We start from the raw sequence: 15,947 nt of genomic DNA, 5'->3' as shown, positions 1-15,947 counted from the left end.
CCAGGGCGGCATCGGCATCGGCGGCCGTCGTCGCGGCGCGGAGGTCCGCCGCCGCCTGATAGAGCGCGTCCTCGGTGGCGCGGGCGGCGTCGGAGTAGTCGCCGAGGACGGCAACCGCCTCGGCGGCGGCGGCGGTCGTGTCGAAACTCGGTCCCGCGACCGCAGAGCTCGGCTGCGCCAGAACCCGTTGCGTCGCCGCCGCGCGGGCCGCCGGGGTGGGCGTGGACGATGGATGCTGTCGCTCGCCGAGGGAGCGGACGAACCCGAACACACCGACCGTGAGCGCTGCGACGATGATCACGGAGATGGTGGCGGCGAGCGCGCGGCGCCGACGCATGCTCTTGCGGCGGCGCGCTGCTCGAGTGGTCGGCGCGGTGGGCACGCGCCCGAGGATACCAGGGCACCTGGGAGGTGCCGAACCGCAGTGGTTCAGGATGCCGGACGCAGCGACGCGACGAAGTCGAGTTTGTCCAGGACCGTGTCCGGGAGGACGAACGGATACAGGTCGTCCTTGCCCATGGACCGGTTGACGAGGTTCAGCGCCGTCGACAGCGGGATCCATACGTTCGCGACGAGGTCACGGAACCGAGCATGCCCGACGAGGTCGGCGGCCGGGAGCAGGCCGTACTCGACGGCGGTCTCGATCGTGTCGCAGATGTGCAGGTAGTGGGCCCACGTCTCGGCGAAGTCCTCGTACGGATGCATCGTCGCGTACGACGAGATGTAGTGCTCGCCCCACCCGGCGGGCGGACCCTGCTCGTAGTGCCGGTTCACCGCCTCCTGGTACGACGAGGTCTCGTCGCCGAACAGCGCTCGCGCGGCATCCAGCACCTCGCCACCCGATTCGGCACCGGGCAACTCGACGAGCCGCCACTCGTAGTAATGGCCGACCTCGTGACGAAGGTGGCCGAGCATCGTCCGATACGGCTCGTCGAGTTGCTCGCGCACTTTCTCGCGGCGCCAGTCGACGCCCTCGGCGAGGTCGATCGTGACGATGCCGTCGGCGTGCGCGATCAGCACGTTCGCGTTGCTCGAGGAGAGCATGTCGAAGGCGAGCCCGCCCTGGGTGTCTTCGAGCTTGCTGACGACCGGGAAGCCGAGCGCGTCGAGCTCGGCGACCAGGTGCCGCTTCGCGCGCTCGGCGACCGGAAACTCCACCAGCCCGGTGACGTCGTCATCGGAGGGACGCGTGCGGGTCAGGTCGCACGCCGCGCACTGACCTCCCTCCAGCGGAGCCAGCCAGGCGCACCCGGACAGATTGAGGTTGCGGCACACGTGCCAGATGAGCCCCTCGGCATCCACGTATCGTCCGGCGTCGTCGACGGGCACGAGGGCGCGCTCGGCGCGGGAGTAGCCGAGCGCCGCGCCGCACGACACGCACACCGAGTTCTCGAAGTAGAGGGCGTTGGCACACACCCGGCAGCGATAAGCCTTCACGACTCCCACTCTCGCACGTGCGCGGCGCCGCGTACACGTGGCGCGGCCGTCCACCCGGCCGCGGGCCGAGTCAGCTCGGGGCGGCGGTCGCCGCGGGTTCCTGCGGCGACACGTCGACCTGCACCCGCAGCGTCGACTTCTTGGCCTTCGTATAGATGATCCCCTTCACGGGGGACACATCGCCGTAGTCCCGTCCCCACGCCACCGTGATGTAGCGTTCACCCGCCCACTGGTCGTTGGTCGGGTCGATCGCGAGCCACTGGTCGGTGCCCGGCAGCCACACCGCGATCCACGCGTGCGAGGCGTCCGCGCCGAAGACCCGGTCCTTGCCCGGGGCGGGTCGCGTGGCGAGGTAGCCCGACACGTATCGGGCGGCGACGCCGTGGGACCGTAGGCACGCGAGCGCGACGTGCGCGAAGTCCTGGCAGACGCCGGCGCGCTTGCGCATGGCGTCGGCGACCGTGCTCGTGACGGTCGTGGCGGTCGAGTCATAGGTGAAGTCGCGGAAGATCCGGCGCATGAGATCCGTGGCGGCCTCCCCGACGGGCCTTCCGGGGGTGAGCGACTCCCGCGCATACGCCGCGGCTTCGGAAACGTGAGCGGCGCGCGGGGACTCCAGGGCGAAATCGGCCGCTCGCCACGCGCCGTCGAGGTGGGGATGCTGCAGCGGACGTGCCTGTTCCCACGGCAGACAGAGGGCGGCGGCGTCGTACGCCGGCGTATGCACTGTGACCTCGCTGCGCGAGACGATCGTCAGCTCCTGGTGCGGGTCGGTCACGTGGAAGTAGGTCGCCGAGTTGCCGAAGTAGTCCAGGTCCGGTGCGATGTCGCCGGGCGCCGGGTCGACCGTCACGGCGGATGCCGACACCTGCTGCCACGGCAGTGCTCGCGGCACGAGGTGGAAGAGGCCGACGCTGTCCTGCACGGGCCGTGTGTAGGTGTACGCCGTGCGGTGCCACACCGTGTAGCGCATCATGCGCGCACCTCCGTGACCTCGTCGAGATCGAGCTCGGACATCGGCACGGGAGGGGGACCGCTCGCGAAGTGGAGCTGGCTGATGGCGTCGGACAGCTGCTCCAGTTGGGAGACGATCGACGACAGGAACGGGGTCAGAGCTTCGCCGCGCCCGTCTGCGAGGTGTGCGAGTTCGACGCCGTCGAGCGCTTCCAGCTGGGTCTGCAGGTGTTCCCGCAACCGCTCGGCACGGCTGGACCCGGTGGATGCCGGCATGGCTCCGAGGTGCACGCGCAGGCGCCCGACGGCGAACAGGAGCGAACGGGGGTTCTCGGCATCCACCAGCAGCAGCTCCAGCACGTCGGCGATGCGGATCGCCCCTCGGTACCGCCGACGGTAGGTCACGACGCTCTCCGCCGCCAGCAGCAGCGAATCCAGCAGATCGCGCTCGGTGAGCGGATCGACCTGCTCGGTCGCGGTGACACGCAGCAGGTGGCACAGCTGCAGGCCGCGTTCGAGGTACCGACCCGTCTTGATCATGTGCCAGCCGGTGTCGCGGATCATGTTCTCCGTCACGCCGTACAGCGACAGCATCGCCGCGAGCATCCGGCCCGCCGACTCGGCCGTGCGGTGCGCGTGGGGAGCCTGCTCCAGGGATCTCGTCGCTCGATCGATGTTCGAGAACACGCGCCACGTGTCGACGGATAGCTGATCGCGCACCGCCTCCATCGCATCGCGCAGCCGCGCGATCGAGTGACCCGCCGAACCGGGGCGATCAGCATCGAGCAGCAGCGACCGGAACTCCGCGTCGGTGTCGTCGTAGCGGCGCCCGGCGAGCATGCGCAGCACGTCCAGCAACACGGAGACGCTGCGATCGCGGTCGCCGGCGCCGACCTCGTCGAAGCGGGCCTGCGCGCTCAGCAGCAGCCGCAACAGGTCCTCGGTCCGCTCCGCATACCGGCCGGTCCAGAAGAGGTCCGCCAGAGCCCGCGGCGCCAGCGCCGGAATCGTGCGCATGGTCGGCAGCGGCGTGATCTCGGCGAGATGCTGATCAGGCTCGCTCTCGGCCGCCTTCAGCACCCACACGTCCTGGGCCCGCGGCGCCGACTCGGGCGTCTTCCGCATTGTGACGAGCCCGCCCGCCAGCGGGCGGTACGTCGACCCGTACCGCAGCGCGAAGGCGCGGAACATCAGCGGACGCGCCTCCAGGCGCCCCCCGGCGCTCCACGTGGGCGTCTGCGACAGGGGAAGCAGTTCCTGGCCGACGAACCGGTGCGGCGCCGCGTCGATGCGCGCGATCAGCTCGGCCGGGGACAGGTCGGCGACCGCCTTGCGGGGCTGGTCGAAGGGCCGCACGATGAGGTTCGGGTCGTCCGCGGCGATCCGGGTCTGGACGAAAGCGCGGTCGTCGTCGTCGCCGCACCACCACGTCGGCGCGGACGGCAGGCGCAGCCGCTCGCCGAGCAGCCGCTCGCACGCGGCAGGCAGGAACGGCAGCAGCGCCGGGTTCTCCAGCACTCCCGAGCCCAGCCCGTTGACGATCCGCACGGTCCCGCGGCGCACGGCCTCGGTGAGCCCCGCGACTCCGAGCCGCGAGTCGCCGCGCAGCTCCAGCGGGTCACAGAAGTCCGCGTCCACGCGCCGGACGATGACATCGATCCGCTCGGTCGGAGCGGTGCGCGGCCAGCGCGCGGGTTTCATCCACACGTGGCCGTCATGCACGACGAGGTCGCTGCCCTGCACCATCGGCAGGCCAAGGGCGCCGGCGAGGAACGCCTGGTCGAACGCGGTCTCGCTCAGCGTGCCGGGGGAGAGGATGACGATGCGCGGGTCTTCGAGGCCTTTGGGAGCCGCCGACAGGAACGCGGCCCGTAGGGCGGCGAAGTACGGGTCGATCCGGTGCAGCCCGCGCTCCTGGTAGAGCTCGGGCAGGACCTGTGACAGCACGCGCCGGTTCTCCGCGGCGAATCCGAGGCCCGACGGGGCCTGCACCCGATCGGCGAGAACGTGCCACCTCCCGTGGGCGTCGCGGCCGAGGTCGGCCGCCGACAGCAGCAGCGGATGCGGGTCGAAAGCGCTCGGACGCGCGAGCGGACGCAGAAAGCCGGCGTGTCCGACGACGATCGACGCGGGCAGGATGCCGGAGCGCAGCAGCTCCTGCGGGCCATAGATGTCCGTCAGCAGCGCGTTCAGCAGCTCCGCGCGCTGGGCGACGCCCACCTCCAGCTTCGACCAGTCGGCGGCGTCGATGACGAGCGGCATCGGATCGAGCTGCCACGGGACGGCTCCGGAGCCGGGTCGCAGATACGAGACGCCGTCATCGGCGAGGAAACGCGCGATCTCACCGGAGACGCGGTCGAGCTCCATCGGGGTGAGGGCGAGCGCCTGGGCGGCGAGTGCCTTCCAGGCGGGCCGGAGGGAGCCCTCCGCGTCGATGACTTCGTCGTAGCGGGCCGTCAGGTCGTCGGACGCGCCGAAGGGCAGCGTCGGCTGGGACACCGCAGAGGCGTAGTCACGGAGCACACTCACGCCGGGGGAACCCTCCGAAGATCCAGGGTTCGGGGGTAGTCGGTCGTGGCCGCCCGCGCCCCCGATTCACGCGCCGCCGCCACATCGAACCTACCGGGTGTATGGCCCAGGGGTTCAAACCGGCCGGAGCGGCGCGCCTCGGCCTCGTTCGCGTTGACCGGCGGATGCGCATAGGCACGGCCACCCGGGTGCACGACATGGTACGTGGCGCCGCCGAGGCTGGTGGCGGCGCCGGCATCCACCACTTCGAACACGAGCGGCGCGTGGACCGGGATCGAGGGGTGCAGCGCCGACCACGGCTGCCAGGCGCGGTAGCGCACGCCGGCGTAGAACTCGCCGACGACGCCCGTCGGTGTGAGCGGCACGGCGACCCCGTTGCACACGACGAGGTGCCGCGCCGGGTCGATGCCGGCGACCGTCACTTGGACGCGCTCGAGGGACGAGTCGACGTAACGGCTCGTCCCCGAGCCGCTGGCCTCTTCGCCGAGGACGTGCCACGGCTCGATCGCCTGATGCAGCTCGAGACGGATGGGGCCGGTGCCCACGGCGTGGCCGCCCAGGCGGGTCAGACCGATTCGCGGGAATCGGAACTCGGTGAACGGCTCGATCCACGAGTTCTCGAACGGGATGTCGTGCGCTCGCAGATCCGCCAGCACCGCGCGGATATCCTGCCGGGCGCCGTGGGGGAGGAGGAAATCGTCGTGCAGAGCCGTGCCCCACCGCACGAGGGGAGCGACGAACGGCCGGTCCCAGAACATCGCCACGAGAGATCGGACCAGCAGCGCCTGCACGAGCGCGAGCTGCGGATGCGGCGGCATCTCGAATCCCCGCAGTTCCAGCAGGCCCAGCCGCCCGCGGCTGGAATCCGGGCTGTACAACTTGTCGATGCAGAACTCGGCGCGATGCGTGTTGCCGACGAGGTCGGTGAGCAGGTGGCGCAGGGCCCGGTCGACGAGCCACGGCCGGGGCTCGTCGGTCTCGGCGCTCAGCCGCCGCAGCTCTTGCAGCGCGATCTCCATCTCGTACACCGCTTCGGGGCGGCCCTCGTCGAAGCGCGGAGCTTGACTGGTCGGCCCGATGAACCGCCCCGAGAACAGATAGGACAGTGAAGGATGCCGCTGCCAGTACGTCACGAGTGAAGCGAGCAGATCGGGGCGGCGCAGCAGCGGCGAATCCACCGGTCGACTGCCGCCGAGCGTGATGTGGTTGCCGCCGCCGGTGCCGGTGTGCGTTCCGTCGAGGTCGAACTTCTCCGTCGACAGGCGGGACAGCCGCGCCTGCGCGTACAGCTCGAAGGTCAGCGCCCGCTGCTCGTCCCACCGCGAGGTCGGCTGCACGTTCACCTCGATCACCCCGGGATCGGGCGTGACGCTCAGCTGCGTGAGCCGGGCATCCGGCGGCGGCGTGTAGCCCTCCAGTACGAGCGCCGTCCCGGTATCGACGGCGGCGCGCTCGATGGCGCGCAGCAGGGCTGCGAAGTCGTCGAGTTCCGACACGGGGGGCAGGAACACGTGGACGTGTCCGTCGCGCGCCTCGATCGCCAGCGCCGTCGTCGGGGCGCCGTCGGGGTCTGTGACCGCGATCTCGGGGAGGGTCGGCTCCAGCGGTGCGGCGGCCTCGAGGTAGCTCGGTTCGCCCTCCCACTCCGGGTCGTCCCACGACACCGAGTCCAACGGCAGCCGCAGCCCCACGGCGCTCGTGCCGGGCGTCAGGACGAGGCGCCCGCGCCGGAAGCGCCATCGCGGCGACGTCCACTGCTCGCCCGTCGTGATCGGCAGCACCCATCCGGCAGGCGTCGTGACGGCGGCGTCGAGGGCTGCGACGTCGAGCTCGGCCGTGTCGACATCGTCGGGGGCATCGCCGTCCGGCAGCCGCACCTGCGCTGCGAGTGCCGCGAGGGGATCCTCGAAGGCGGGCAGGAGCTGATCCAACGGCAGTCCCAGTACCTCGGTCAGCCGGGCCGCGAGCGCCTCGGCGCGTGCCGGGGCGGATGCCGGGTCCTCGGCATCCTGCCACGGGTCGGCGAACAGCTCGCCGTGCTGCCACAGCGGCTCGCCGTCGGTGCGCCAGTACATCGCGATGCTCCACCGCGGCAGCGGTTCGCCGGGGTACCACTTGCCCTGGCCGCGGTGCACGATGCCGCCGAGCGCATACGTCTCGCGCAGCCGCGCCGCGAGGTCGTCGGCGCGCTCCCGCTTCTGCGGCCCGTCGGCATCCGTGTTCCATTCCGCCGCGGTCGCGTCGTCGAGGGCGACGAACGTCGGCTCGCCGCCGAGGGTCAGGCGCACGTCCTGCTCGCGCAGCCGCTCGTCGACGGCCTCGCCGAGCGCGTCGATCCGTGTCCACTGCTCGTCGGTGTAGGGGCGGGTGGTGCGCGGGTCCTCGTGGATGCGGCGGATCTCGTTGTGGAACGAGAACTCGACCTCGACCGGCTCGGTGACTCCGGTGATGGGCGCGGCCGACGACGGGTCGGGCGTCGCCGACAGGGGGATGTGTCCTTCGCCGGCGAACAGGGCACTCGTCGCGTCCAGGCCGATCCAGCCGGCGCCCGGGATGTAGACCTCCGCCCAGGCGTGCAGGTCGGTGAAGTCGGCCTCGGGTCCGCTCGGCCCGTCGAGAAACTTCTCGTCGGCGGTGAGCTGGATCAGGTACCCCGAGACGAACCGCGCCGCGAGTCCGTACTGGCGCAGCAGGCTCACGAGCAGCCACGCGCTGTCGCGGCACGAGCCGATTCCCGCCTGCAGCGTGTGATCGGGGGTCTGAACGCCGGGCTCCATCCGCACGCTGTAGGCCACCGCGCCGTTCACCGCCCGGTTCACCTCGGACAGGAACTGTACCGTCGGCATCCCGTCGTCGGGGATCTCGATCAGGCCGTCGCGCCACGCCTCGGCGCGGACGCTGTCGGACACGGGCCGCAGGTACGGCGCGAGGTCGGCCTTCAGCGACGGCTCGTAGGCGAACGGGAAGCGCTCCGCGTACTCCTCGATGAAGAAGTCCAGCGGGTTGATCACCATCATGTCGGCGACGAGCCCCACCGTGATCTCCAGCTGTTCGACCCGCTCGGGGAACACGACGCGGGCGAGCCAGTTGCCGAACGGGTCCTGCTGCCAGTTGAGGAAGTGGTTCGCCGGGCGGATGTCGAGCGAGTAGGCCTCGAGCGGGGTGCGGGCGTGCGGGGCGGGACGTAACCGGATGACGTGCGGCCCGACCTTGACGGGGTGGGCGAAGCGATAACCCGTGTAGTGCTCGAGGGCGACCTTGATCGACATGGGTTCCAGCGTGGCCTATCGCTGTTGCGGGCTCATTACGGCGGGTGCGTCCGCGAAAAGCTACAGTGGTGCGGTGACCCATGCGGCGACGGAACCGACGGGTGCCGTACGCGGGCCCGTCCTCGTGCGACGGGCCCGGACCTCCGATGTGCGCGGCATCCTGGCGCTGCTCGATCCGTGGGTGCAGCGACGCGTGCTGCTGGGCAAAGAGGTCGTGACGCTGTACGAGTCGGTGCAGGAGTTCGTCGTCGTGGAATCGGGTGGCGAGCTCGTCGGCTGCGGTGCGCTGCACGTGATGTGGGAGGACCTCGGCGAGATCCGCACCCTCATCGTCGCGGATGGCTGGCTGCACCGCGGTGTGGGCGGTGCGATCGTCGCCGACCTCGAGGAGCGGGCACGCCGGTTGGGTCTGACGCGGCTGTTCTGCCTGACGTTCGAGGTCGATTTCTTCACGAGGCACGGCTTCGCGCCCATCGGCGAGCAGGTCGTCGACCCCGACGTCTACTCGCAGCTGCTGCGCAGCCCCGACGAGGGTGTCGCCGAGTTCCTCGACCTTGCGCACGTCAAGCCCAACACGCTCGGCAACACGCGCATGCTCAAGAGCCTGTAGTCTCAGGCGCCCGCCGCGCGGGGCCGGTCGTCGCCGAAGACGTGGCGAGTGAGCGCCCGCACGTCGCGATCGAGTGCATCGATCTTGGCCCCCGTCCGCGCTTCTGACTCGGCGATCTTGGTGACCGTGCGCGCCTCGGATGCCGCGATCTCGGCGCGCAGCGTCTCTTCGACGTTCTGGATCTCGCTTCGGACGCTCTGGATCTCGCTTCGCAGGCCGTCGGTCGAGGCTCTTAGCTCGCCGCGGAGGCCCTCCAGCGACGACGCCAACGCATACCGGAAGTAGCCGGTCATCGCGGCCAGCGACCCGAGCATGAGCGTCGTGAACACGCCGATGAGCACCCAGCTCTGCACCTCGGTCATGTCGATCCCCACCTCTCGATTGTGCCCCCTGGAATGGGGCTTGTCACTCACGCTATGGCGGCGCGCACCGGGTGAGGGTGATCTGCCCGGTCCGTGGACAGTTCGCGGAAACCGCCACCTGTGGACAGAGCGATGAAGACCGCGCGGCACCGGTGAACGGGCGATGGGGGCCTAGCCTGGAGGGGTGACACGCCCGACCCGCCGTCTCTCGCCCGCCGTTTACCGGCGCCGGCGTCTGGTCGTGGTGCTGGTACTCCTCGCGATCGTCGCGGGCGTCGTGCTCGCGATCTGGCAGCCCTGGAACGGAGCGCCCGCACCATCGGCATCCGCCACTCCCGTGGTGAGGACGACGTCGGCGACGCCCACGGCAGCCACTCCCACGCCGACCCCCACCGAGACGTCGCCGACGCCGGAGCCCACGACCACCGCGACCGAACCCGCGATCACGGCGTGTTCCACGGCGGACATCTCGGTGCAGGCCGTGACGGACAAAGACGCCTACGGCGCGGGAGAGCTGCCGCAACTGTCGATCACACTGTCGAACGAGTCCACCGTCCCGTGCCTGATCAATGTCGGCACGGCGACGCAGTCGTTCGTCATCACGAGCGGCAGCGACACGTGGTGGCGCTCGACCGATTGCCAGACCGAATCGAGCGATCAGGTCGTGCAGCTGGAGGCGGGACAGACGGTGTCGAGCGTGACCCCGGTGACGTGGGATCGCAGCCGTTCCTCGGTCGAGACCTGCGACGGCGCCCGCCCGCAGGCTCCGGCCGGGTACTTCCACCTGTCGGTGTCGATCGGCGGCATCGAGGCGGCCGATACCAGGGTGTTCCAGCTCCGGTGAACTGCGGTGGAACGGTGCCCGAGGCGGTGCACCACCTCTCGTCGGCGCCACCATGCCGCTTTCTGAGAGGATTCTCATGTGATGGGCGCGGCGGAGTCGCCCAGACGACCGCAAGCGTGCGTACCCTTGAGGTAGTTCCTGAATCGCGAGTCCCCGTCGTCCCCGCGGCGGTCGCCGGCGCCAAACCCCAGTGGCCCGGCATTCCCGGACACTCCGCTCAGTGAGCTTGGCCCTCTCGATCCTCCCAGTCCCCAATGTGAGGATCGAGAGGGCCCCCTCGCGGGACGATGCGATCCTAAGCTGGGGCGATGGTCGGTAAGAAGCGCCCGAAGCCCACCCCGATGGAGTTCCGCAACACTCAGCTGGCCGACGCGCTGCAGACGCAGGACATGGCCGCCCTTGCCTTCGCGCTGCGCCACGGCCCCACCGTCGTCCCCCTCTTGCGTCCCGGACAGCGGGATGATCCCCGTGACTCCGGCGAGGTGTGGACCTATCGCGACCCGAAGACGGGCGAGGTCGCGCTCCTGCTGTTCAGTGACGCCCTCCACAAGCCCGCAGCCCTCCCGTCGTCGGTGGCGCTGCAGTCGCCCGCGTGGCTGCGCGCGTTCCTCGGCGCGCACCAGGACGAGATCACGACGGTCTTCTTCGACATCGCGGGCCCGCATCCGCTGCAGGCCACCCCCGCCGATCTGATCGCCGCGCTCGATCTCGACGCGTGAAGCGCACGGCGCCCGCCCGCCGCCGTCGGCTCAGCTTTTCAGTGGCGCTGCCGCGCCGTGGGACGAGGAAACCTGCCTCGGGAAGGCGAGACTTTCGCATCAGCCTTTCAGGGGCGCTGCCGCGCCGTGGGGCGAGAAAGTCTGGCACATGTTGCGAGACCTTCGAGTTAGAACCCGGGATCGTCGCCCGGTTCGCCCGGATGCCGATGCGGCAGGGCGTCCAGCGCGCGACCGAGACTGCGGGATGCCGTGTCGATCACCGACCGGTACCCGAGTCGGACCGCCTCGGCCTTGCGCTGGTCGTGCTGTGTGACGGCACGGACCTCGCCGGCGAGGCTCAGTTCGCCGATGGCGACGAGCTTCGCGGGGTTCGGACGGTTCGTCACGGCACTCGCGACGGCGAGCGCGATCGCGAGGTCGGCCGCGGGCTCCGCGAGGCGCACGCCGCCGACGGTCGACACGTACACGTCCTGGTTGGACACCGTGATGCCGGCACGCTTCTCGAGCACCGCGAGCACCATCGCGACCCGCGCGGCGTCTACTCCGCTGACGATGCGGCGCGGATGGGGGGTGGATTGCGCGAGCGTCAGCGCCTGCACCTCGACCGGCAGTGCCCGCCTGCCCTCGAGCGCGATCGTGACGCACGTGCCGGGTTCGCGTGATCCGTGGCCGAGGAACAGCGCGCTGGGGTCGGGGACCTCGATGATGCCGCGACTGGTCTGCTCGAAGCATCCCACTTCGTCGGTCGCGCCGAAGCGGTTCTTGAGCGCCCGGACGAACCGCAGCGACGTCTGACGGTCGCCCTCGAAGTGGCAGACGACGTCGACGAGGTGCTCGAGCACGCGCGGTCCCGCGACCTGGCCGTCCTTCGTCACATGGCCGACGACGATGACCGGCAGGTCGCGTTCCTTGGCGACGCGGATGAGGGTGGAGGCGACTTCGCGCACCTGGCTCGGGTGCCCCGGTGCGCCGTCGACGAGACTCGAGGCGACGGTCTGCACCGAGTCGACGATGAGCAGCGCCGGTCGGGTCTGATCGACGTGGCCGAGGATCGTGGCGAGGTCGGTCTCGCTCGCGAGGTACAGCTCGTCGTGCAGCGCGCCGGTGCGCTCGGCGCGCAGCCGCACCTGCCCGAGCGACTCCTCGGCGCTGACGTACAGCACGCGGCGGCCGGCGCGTGCGCTTTGGGCCGCGACCTCGAGAAGCAGCGTCGACTTGCCGACACCGGGTTCGCCCGACAGCAGAATCGCCGCCCCGGGCACGATGCCGCCGCCCAGCACGCGGTCGAACTCGCCGACCCCGGTCGTGCGACGCGACGTCTCGCGCGTGTCGATCGTCGTGATCGGACGCGCCGAGCGGGCGGGCGTCAGCGGCGCGACGGCATGCACCGGGGCGGCGGTCGCCTCGACGACGGTTCCCCACTGCTGGCACTCGCCGCAACGGCCGACCCACTTCGCGCTGGTCCAGCCGCACTCGGTGCACCGGTACGCATTCGTGGTCGCCGCGCGCTTGGATGCCATGCGTTCAGGCTAGCCCCGGCATCCGACGCCCGAAGCTCACCGCAGCGAGTCGGCGACCTCCCGCAGGGCGTCGGCGGACCGGCGGAACAGCCCGAGCTCGCTCGCGGAGAACGTCGTCTCCAGGATCGGTTCGGCGCCGCCGGCCGACACGATCGAGGGCACCGAGAGGGCGACGCCGCTCACGTTGTGGAAGCCCGCGAGGACGGTCGAGACGGGCATGACGGCACGTTCGTCCTTCAGGATCGCCTCGGCGATGCGGGCGCCGGTCACCCCGATGGCGTAGTTCGTCGCGCCCTTGCCCTGGATGACTTTGTACGCCGCGTCGCGCACGTCGACGGCGATCTGGTCGAGCTCGGCGACCGTGAACTTCGGCTGACCGTCGAGCGGCTGCCAGTCGAGGATCGGGACGGTGCCGATCGTGGCGTGCGACCACAGCGGGAACTCCGTGTCGCCGTGCTCGCCGACGATGTAGGCGTGCACGCTGGAGACCGACACTCCGGCGCGTTGTGCGATCTTCCACCTCAGACGCGAGGTGTCGAGCACGGTGCCCGACGCGAAGACCCGCCGCGACGGCAGACCCGTGGTCTCCTGCGCGAGCACGGTGAGCACGTCGCAGGGATTGGTGACGATGACGTAGATGGCGTCGGGGGCGACGTCGAGCAGTTGGGGCATCATCGACTTGAGGATGTTCGCGTTAACCCCCGCGAGCTCGGTGCGCGTCTGCCCCGGCTTCTGCTTGGCGCCTGCCGTGATGATCACGACGTGCGAGCCCGTCGCGACGGAGATGTCCGCACCGCCCGTGATGTCGCTCGATCCGGTGAACTGGGAGCCGTGGGCGAGGTCGAGGACCTCGGCCTCGGTCTTCTCCGCGGCGATGTCGTACAGGGCGACATGTCGGGCCGAACCCCGGAGGAGGGCGGCATAGGCCACGGACGATCCGACCGCTCCGGCACCGACGACAGTGAGTTTCGAGTTCTCGATAACGCTCATGACTCCAGTCTGACAGTGGCGGGATGCTGGCGGGACCGGAAATAACCGTGTCAAACTCAGGAGCGGATGCCGAGACGCGTCCCGTTCGCCGGTGCGGTCAGTGCCTGCGGCAGCTCCGGCAGCGCGACGGCGTCGGCCACGAGCGAGGCGAACAGCGTCCGATCGGCGCGTCGCAGGAAGGCGACGGCCCGCACCAGGTGCTCCCCGCGGTAGTTGTGGACCCCCGTGAGGGTCAGTATCCGCCGGACCACCTCTTCGGCCAGGACGGGCACGGGCGGAGCGGGGAAGACGCTGCCGGCGAGCACGATGACCGCGCCGATGTCCGCGGTGGCGATCAACGAGTCGATCGCGGTGGACGCCCCCGACAGCTCGAGGCCGACGGCGAACCCTTCCGGGTCGTCCTCGCGACCGGGTCCCACCTCGCGGCCGGCTTTCGCCTCGCGGTGGACCGCCGCGCGGCGGATCGCGGCTCGGAGAGCGGAGTCTCCCGGTTCGGCGACGGTGGCGGCGCCGAACCGGATTGCGCGCTCGCGCCGCTGTGGATCGGGATCGATGCCCACGACCGTCGCACCCGCTTCGCGCGCCATGGCGACAGCGGTGAGGCCCAGCATCCCGCACCCCGAGACGACGACGATCTCGCCGTTCACGGGTCGCGCGGCGGCATCGATCGCCGCGACCACGGTCGCCGTCGCGCACGACGCCGGCGCCAGCATCTCGGCCGGCAGGTCGTCGGGCACGCGTACGACATCGGTGCCGGCGACGACGTGCACGTGCGTGGCGAATCCGCCGCTGAGCTCCCACCCGCGCGTCATGCGGCTGTGCCCGTACTTGCGCAGGTTACGGCACTTGTTCGGCAGACCGCGGCGGCACAGCCGGCAGTCGCGGCAGGGCACGACGACGCCCCAGACGACCCGGTCGCCGATCGCGAGCGGACGATCGTCGACGGTACGCGGCGGGATGCCGGGGCCCACCGCCGCGATCCGGCCCACCTGTTCGTGCCCGAGGACCAGTGGGGTCTGTTCGATGCGGGCACCGGAGACGGTGTGCCGATCCGAGCCGCACACCGTCGCGAGCTCGACCCGCACGAGCAGCTCGCCCTCGCGCAGGGTCACGTCGGGGACAGCGATCAGCTCGAAGCCCTCGTCGGCGCCGCGGAAGACGAGCGCCTCGGGCGCGGGCGAGAACCGCTGCAGCGTCCTCGCGGGGGCGGCGGGAGTTGCGGGGGCGGAGCCGTCGGCCGCGGCGACCTCGGGACCGCCCGTCACGGAGGTCATCGCCCCAGCCGCTGCAGCAGACCGGGCAACTCGGTGACCGCGTCGATGACCTCCATCGCGCCCGCGGCGCGTAGCGCGTCGTCGGCGACACCGCCCGTGCGCACTCCCACGACGAGGCCCGCGCCCGCCCGTACGCCGCTGCGCGCATCGGACTCGGTGTCGCCGACGACCGCGACCGCGGCGACGGCGGAGACCTGGGTGCGCAGCGCCGCGAGCAGATTGAGATCGGGCGCGGGCCGTCCCCGACCCGCGTCGGCGGGCGTGAGGACGGCGGCGGGGAGATGCTGCCAGCCGAGCTCTGCGACGATCGCGTCCGCCGTCGCCCTCGAGAAGCCGGTCGTCAGCACGACGTCGCGTCCGTCGGCCTGCAGTCGACGGATGGCGTCCGCGGCGCCGGGGATGGCGGTCACGCGGTCCTCGCGCACGACGTCGGCGAGCGCGCGCTCGAAGTGCTCGTTGAGCTGCTGTGCGGCATCCTCGTCCACGAGCACGCGGAACACTTCGATCTTGGACTGCCCCATCGTCGCGATGACGTGCGCGATCGCGTCCTCGCGCTCCACGCCGCCCGGCGCGAGCTCGTCCCAGGCGCGCGCGAACGCGTCGAGGACGATGCCGTCATCGACGACGGTCGTCCCGGCCATGTCGAGCACGACGGTCTCTATCCGGGTCATGTGCCCCTCCTCTGCACGAGTGCGGTCTCAGCGCCACAGCTCGTCGACGACGGACTCGGCAAGCCCGAGCCCGGTGGTCATCCCGATGCCGCTCGTGACCGAGACGACGCGGATGCCGTCGGCGGGAGCGGCCCGCAGGAACTCGCGCGGCGCCCGCGCGTAGACCCCCTGCCAGCGTTGCCGCACTCGCAACGGCCGCCCGAACATCGCCTCTGCCAGGCGCAGCAGCGCGGCGAACGCCCGCTCGTCCTGGAACGGGGCGATCGCCGTGTCGATCGTGTGCGTGTCCCCGACGACGAGTGTGCCGTCGGGGCGTTCGGTGTACATCTGGTTGATGTCGAACACGAGGACATCGGGCTCGTCGCGGGCGTAGCGCTCGCGGACCGCGTGCGCCGACGGCGCCGTCGCGAAGGCGGAGTACCGGAGCATCGATGAGCCGGTCAGCAGTGGCAGCTTCAGTCCCACGCCGTCGGTCAGGAGCATATCCAGGCCGCAGCGCTCGACCTCGTGCCGGGCCGCGACGGCGGGGAACAGCTGGTCGACGTCGCTTCCCACCGCGAAGACGATCGCGTCGGCGCGCAGTTCGCCGCGCGACGTGTGCAGCACTCCGGGCTCGGCACCGAACGCGGCGGTGCGCCACAGGAACGTCACTCCGGCGGCGGCGAGGTGCGCCGCGATGGCGGGACCGGCCTCACGCGGGTCGACCTGCAGGTCCTCGGTGAGGAGGATGCCGCCGACCGCGCCGACGACGGGAGCCAGGCGCCATAC

The 15,947-nt window shown here is 71.0% G+C and carries 14 protein-coding genes; 3 read left to right on the top strand and 11 right to left on the bottom strand.

All coding sequences use genetic code 11. The annotated features are described in order from the left end of the window. The 5 genes from WBP48_RS00155 to WBP48_RS00135 all read right to left on the bottom strand — a co-directional run. Positions 1 to 382 (bottom strand): hypothetical protein (locus WBP48_RS00155; RefSeq protein ID WP_424434285.1); only part of this gene is annotated, 382 nt, incomplete at its 3' end. A gap of 47 nt (positions 383 to 429) precedes the next feature. Continuing rightward, the gene (locus WBP48_RS00150) at positions 430 to 1,437 is read right to left on the bottom strand and encodes a zinc-binding metallopeptidase family protein (protein WP_424434282.1); all 1,008 of its coding nucleotides are present in this window, start codon (positions 1,435 to 1,437) and stop codon (positions 430 to 432) included. 70 nt (positions 1,438 to 1,507) lie between these two features. Then, positions 1,508 to 2,413: a transglutaminase family protein gene (locus WBP48_RS00145; protein ID WP_424434279.1), complete on the bottom strand. Its 906-nt coding sequence runs from the start codon at positions 2,411 to 2,413 to the stop codon at positions 1,508 to 1,510. Next, a complete protein-coding gene (locus WBP48_RS00140; protein WP_424434276.1) occupies positions 2,410 to 4,920 on the bottom strand; it encodes a circularly permuted type 2 ATP-grasp protein in 2,511 nt (836 codons plus the stop codon). The genes WBP48_RS00145 and WBP48_RS00140 overlap by 4 nt, the downstream gene beginning before the upstream one ends. After that, positions 4,917 to 8,189, bottom strand: coding sequence for a DUF2126 domain-containing protein (locus WBP48_RS00135; RefSeq protein ID WP_424434273.1), 3,273 nt, complete (start codon positions 8,187 to 8,189; stop codon positions 4,917 to 4,919). Before WBP48_RS00135 ends, WBP48_RS00140 begins: the two co-directional genes overlap by 4 nt. A gap of 73 nt (positions 8,190 to 8,262) precedes the next feature. Here WBP48_RS00135 and WBP48_RS00130 point away from each other — a divergent pair, with 73 nt between their 5' ends. After that, positions 8,263 to 8,799 carry an amino-acid N-acetyltransferase gene (locus tag WBP48_RS00130; protein WP_424434270.1) on the top strand — a complete coding sequence of 179 codons (537 nt, stop codon included), beginning with the start codon at positions 8,263 to 8,265 and terminating at the stop codon, positions 8,797 to 8,799. Positions 8,800 to 8,801: 2 nt separating this feature from the next. Here WBP48_RS00130 and WBP48_RS00125 read toward each other — a convergent pair whose 3' ends face one another. Beyond that, complete coding sequence (locus WBP48_RS00125; protein ID WP_424434267.1) at positions 8,802 to 9,173, bottom strand: hypothetical protein; 372 nt, start codon at positions 9,171 to 9,173, stop codon at positions 8,802 to 8,804. Between the two features lie 172 nt (positions 9,174 to 9,345). Here WBP48_RS00125 and WBP48_RS00120 point away from each other — a divergent pair, with 172 nt between their 5' ends. Next, the gene (locus WBP48_RS00120; RefSeq protein WP_424434264.1) at positions 9,346 to 10,005 is read left to right on the top strand and encodes a hypothetical protein; all 660 of its coding nucleotides are present in this window, start codon (positions 9,346 to 9,348) and stop codon (positions 10,003 to 10,005) included. 308 nt (positions 10,006 to 10,313) lie between these two features. Then, positions 10,314 to 10,724, top strand: a complete 411-nt coding sequence (locus WBP48_RS00115; protein WP_424434261.1) for a dehydrogenase — start codon at positions 10,314 to 10,316, stop codon at positions 10,722 to 10,724. A gap of 167 nt (positions 10,725 to 10,891) precedes the next feature. On the opposite strand, the gene radA is transcribed toward WBP48_RS00115, so the two are convergent. The 5 genes from radA to WBP48_RS00090 all read right to left on the bottom strand — a co-directional run. Further along, entirely contained in the window at positions 10,892 to 12,244 is a 1,353-nt protein-coding gene (radA, locus tag WBP48_RS00110; protein ID WP_424434258.1) for a DNA repair protein RadA, read from the bottom strand. Positions 12,245 to 12,280: 36 nt separating this feature from the next. Further along, the gene (locus WBP48_RS00105) at positions 12,281 to 13,234 is read right to left on the bottom strand and encodes an L-lactate dehydrogenase (RefSeq protein WP_424434255.1); all 954 of its coding nucleotides are present in this window, start codon (positions 13,232 to 13,234) and stop codon (positions 12,281 to 12,283) included. Positions 13,235 to 13,290: 56 nt separating this feature from the next. Continuing rightward, on the bottom strand, positions 13,291 to 14,508 hold the full coding sequence (locus WBP48_RS00100; protein WP_424434252.1) for a zinc-binding dehydrogenase: 1,218 nt from the start codon (positions 14,506 to 14,508) through the stop codon (positions 13,291 to 13,293). Beyond that, positions 14,505 to 15,179, bottom strand: coding sequence for an HAD family hydrolase (locus tag WBP48_RS00095; RefSeq protein ID WP_424434249.1), 675 nt, complete (start codon positions 15,177 to 15,179; stop codon positions 14,505 to 14,507). Before WBP48_RS00095 ends, WBP48_RS00100 begins: the two co-directional genes overlap by 4 nt. 27 nt (positions 15,180 to 15,206) lie before the next feature. Further along, the coding region (locus WBP48_RS00090; RefSeq protein ID WP_424434246.1) for an FAD-dependent oxidoreductase at positions 15,207 to 15,947 on the bottom strand (741 nt) is incomplete at its 5' end.

The organism is Microbacterium sp. (assembly GCF_049661145.1).
GTDB lineage: Bacteria > Actinomycetota > Actinomycetes > Actinomycetales > Microbacteriaceae > Microbacterium.
The sequence above is the reverse complement of the archived record's forward strand: the minus strand, read 5'-3'. Positions and strand labels throughout refer to the sequence as shown.

What these genes read in the sequence shown, in the direction of transcription:
- WBP48_RS00100 (WP_424434252.1), bottom strand. Translation starts at nt 14,508, where the DNA reads ATGACCTCCGTGACGGGCGGTCCCGAGGTCGCCGCGGCCGACGGCTCC.
- WBP48_RS00135 (WP_424434273.1), bottom strand. Translation starts at nt 8,189, where the DNA reads ATGTCGATCAAGGTCGCCCTCGAGCACTACACGGGTTATCGCTTCGCC.
- WBP48_RS00115 (WP_424434261.1), top strand. Translation starts at nt 10,314, where the DNA reads ATGGTCGGTAAGAAGCGCCCGAAGCCCACCCCGATGGAGTTCCGCAAC.
- WBP48_RS00145 (WP_424434279.1), bottom strand. Translation starts at nt 2,413, where the DNA reads ATGATGCGCTACACGGTGTGGCACCGCACGGCGTACACCTACACACGG.
- WBP48_RS00105 (WP_424434255.1), bottom strand. Translation starts at nt 13,234, where the DNA reads ATGAGCGTTATCGAGAACTCGAAACTCACTGTCGTCGGTGCCGGAGCG.
- radA (WP_424434258.1), bottom strand. Translation starts at nt 12,244, where the DNA reads ATGGCATCCAAGCGCGCGGCGACCACGAATGCGTACCGGTGCACCGAG.
- WBP48_RS00095 (WP_424434249.1), bottom strand. Translation starts at nt 15,179, where the DNA reads ATGACCCGGATAGAGACCGTCGTGCTCGACATGGCCGGGACGACCGTC.